At 67.8% G+C, this 2207-nt stretch carries 2 protein-coding genes and 1 pseudogene; 1 reads left to right on the forward strand and 2 read right to left on the reverse strand.

Annotated features, from left to right (window positions below; translation table 11 throughout):
- On the forward strand, positions 1–476 hold a 476-nt coding region (phaR, locus tag DBR34_RS17100; protein WP_258224055.1), incomplete at its 5' end, for a polyhydroxyalkanoate synthesis repressor PhaR.
- Between the two features lie 74 nt (positions 477–550).
- Here phaR and DBR34_RS17105 read toward each other — a convergent pair.
- Positions 551–1498: a TraB/GumN family protein gene (locus DBR34_RS17105; RefSeq protein ID WP_128097683.1), complete on the reverse strand. Its 948-nt coding sequence runs from the start codon at positions 1496–1498 to the stop codon at positions 551–553.
- 3 nt (positions 1499–1501) lie between these two features.
- A pseudogene (locus DBR34_RS17110) lies at positions 1502–2207 on the reverse strand (DUF1684 domain-containing protein); the annotation flags it as partial.

Below are 2207 nucleotides of genomic sequence, written 5' to 3' on the forward strand. Positions count from 1 at the left end.
AAATTTCCAGTTACATCACCATCGAAGATGTGCGCCAGCTCATCCTCGACGGCGAAGATTTCGAAGTGCGCGATGCCAAGAGCGGCGACGACCTGACCCGTTCAGTGCTGCTGCAGATCATCGCCGACCAGGAACAGGACGGTGAGCCGATGCTGTCCACCCAGCTGCTCAGCCAGCTGATCCGCTTCTACGGCGACTCCCTGCAGGGCTTCATGGGCAACTACCTGGAGCGCAGCATGCAGGTCTTCCTGGACCAGCAGCAGCAGTTCCGCCAGCAGATGGGCAACCTGCTCGGCCAGACCCCGTGGGCCATGATGAACCAGCTGACCGAGCGCAACCTGGAGCTCTGGCAGGACTTCCAGCGCAACATGGGCCCCGGCTTCGGCCCGCGCCCCGGTGGCACCTCCACCGGCACCGGCACCGGCACCGGCAAGCCGGACACCCCGGCGCCCGGCGCAGGCAAGAACCGCCGCTGAGGCAACGCCCGGCTCGGGGCAATGAAAAAGGCGCAGCCCCACGGCCGCGCCTTTTTCGTATCCGCCGCGCGCGATCAGCGCTTCGGCTTGGCACACCCGGTGCACACGCGCTCGACCGTGAAGCCCTTGGCCTTGAGCTTGTCCACCACGCCATCGTCGCCCAGCAGGTGCAGCGTGCCCACCACCACCAGCGTGCCGCCCTGCCCGGCCTGCAGATACTGCTGCAGCTTGGGCACCCAGGCATCATTGCGATCGGTATTGATGCGCTTGTACAGCTGCGGGTACTGACCGCGCATCTGCGCCGCCATCGAGGTCCACAGCAGCTTGTCATCGCCGCGACGCCACGCGTCGTGCAGCTTGCGCCCTTCCGCGTCGGCCTTGTCGGCCTGGTCCAGCGCCTCGGCCACCATCTGCTGCTGCTCTGCCGCCGACATCCCCGACAGCACCCCGACCTGGGTGTCGATGTCCTCCAGCCCGGAGGTCGGCTTGCCGGCCGCCGCGGCACGCTGCATGAAGTGGCGATCCAGCCCCAGGTTCGGGTCCAGGCCCATCTTGGTGAACTGCCCCAGCGTAATGGTCAGCCCCACGAACCAGGGCTTCATGCCCTGCAGCTGCGCCAGCGGCAGGTTGTTCGCGGTGGCGTAGGCCTGCAGCTTGGTCCACGTCGCCGGGTCGAGGTCACGCTTGAGCTCGGTGCCGTCGGTGCGCACCGCCGCCTGCAGCATCTTCTGGGTCAACTGCGGCGACTGCATGTCCTGCGGCGACAGCTCGAACACCACCCGCTTGGAGGCAGCGAAGGCCTGGTCCACATCTGCTGCAAGCGGATAGTCCTGTGCACGCAGCAGGTGGAACGAGCCCAGCAGATACACCCGGCTGTCGCCTGGGCCGGTCACCTTCCACAACAGCGGCACCGGGGGCGTGGCCTTGGTCGCCGGGGCGTCACCGCGCGCCTGCACCATGCCACTGCCCAACAGCAGGCTGACCATCAACACCGGGGACAGCATTCGCGACAACATCGACATGGTTCAGGCCTCTCCTTCAGGGGCGTGGTAGGCCTGCTCGCCCGCGTCAATGCGCAGGTCCAGGCGATTTTCCGGCGGTGCCAACGGGCACGTCGCAAACGGGGTGAACGCGCACGGGGGATTGTAGGCGTGGTTGAAATCCACCTGCACCTGGCCGTTGGCATCCGGCGCAGGCAAGTCCAGGTAGCGCCCGGCCGGGTAGCTGCCGTGCCCGCTGGTGCGGTCGGCGAAGATCACAAACAGCTCGCGCCCCGGTTCGCCCAGCGCTTCCAGCCGCCAGGTGCGGCCGTCGCGCTCGAACTCCAGCGCGCCGGCATTGGGCATCTGCGTGGTCAGCCCGGTGATGTCCACGATGGGCAGTGTTTTGCCGGGCTCGTGCGGCACGAAGCGTGCGTTCACCCGCCATGACGGGCCACCCGGCCAGTACTGCAGCCCGGCGAAATTGGCCCGGCTGGCCGCGTCGGCATGCTTCACCCGCAGCGCATAGCGCTCGCCGCGATGGATCAGGCTCAACTGACCCTTGCCGTCGTCGAAGGCGATCAGGGTTGGCGCCGGATCGCGGTCACTGGCGAAGCGGATGCGGCCGGTGAGCGGTTTGTCGTCCACCCGCAAGGCAGCGCCGCGCTCGGGCGTGAACCATACCGTGTCGCCGTCGCGTGCCACCATGCCCAGCTTGGCCGGCCCGACCGCCAGGCGGATGCCGCTGCCC

This window comes from Stenotrophomonas sp. HMWF003 (genome assembly GCF_003061285.1).
GTDB lineage: Bacteria > Pseudomonadota > Gammaproteobacteria > Xanthomonadales > Xanthomonadaceae > Stenotrophomonas > Stenotrophomonas maltophilia_AP.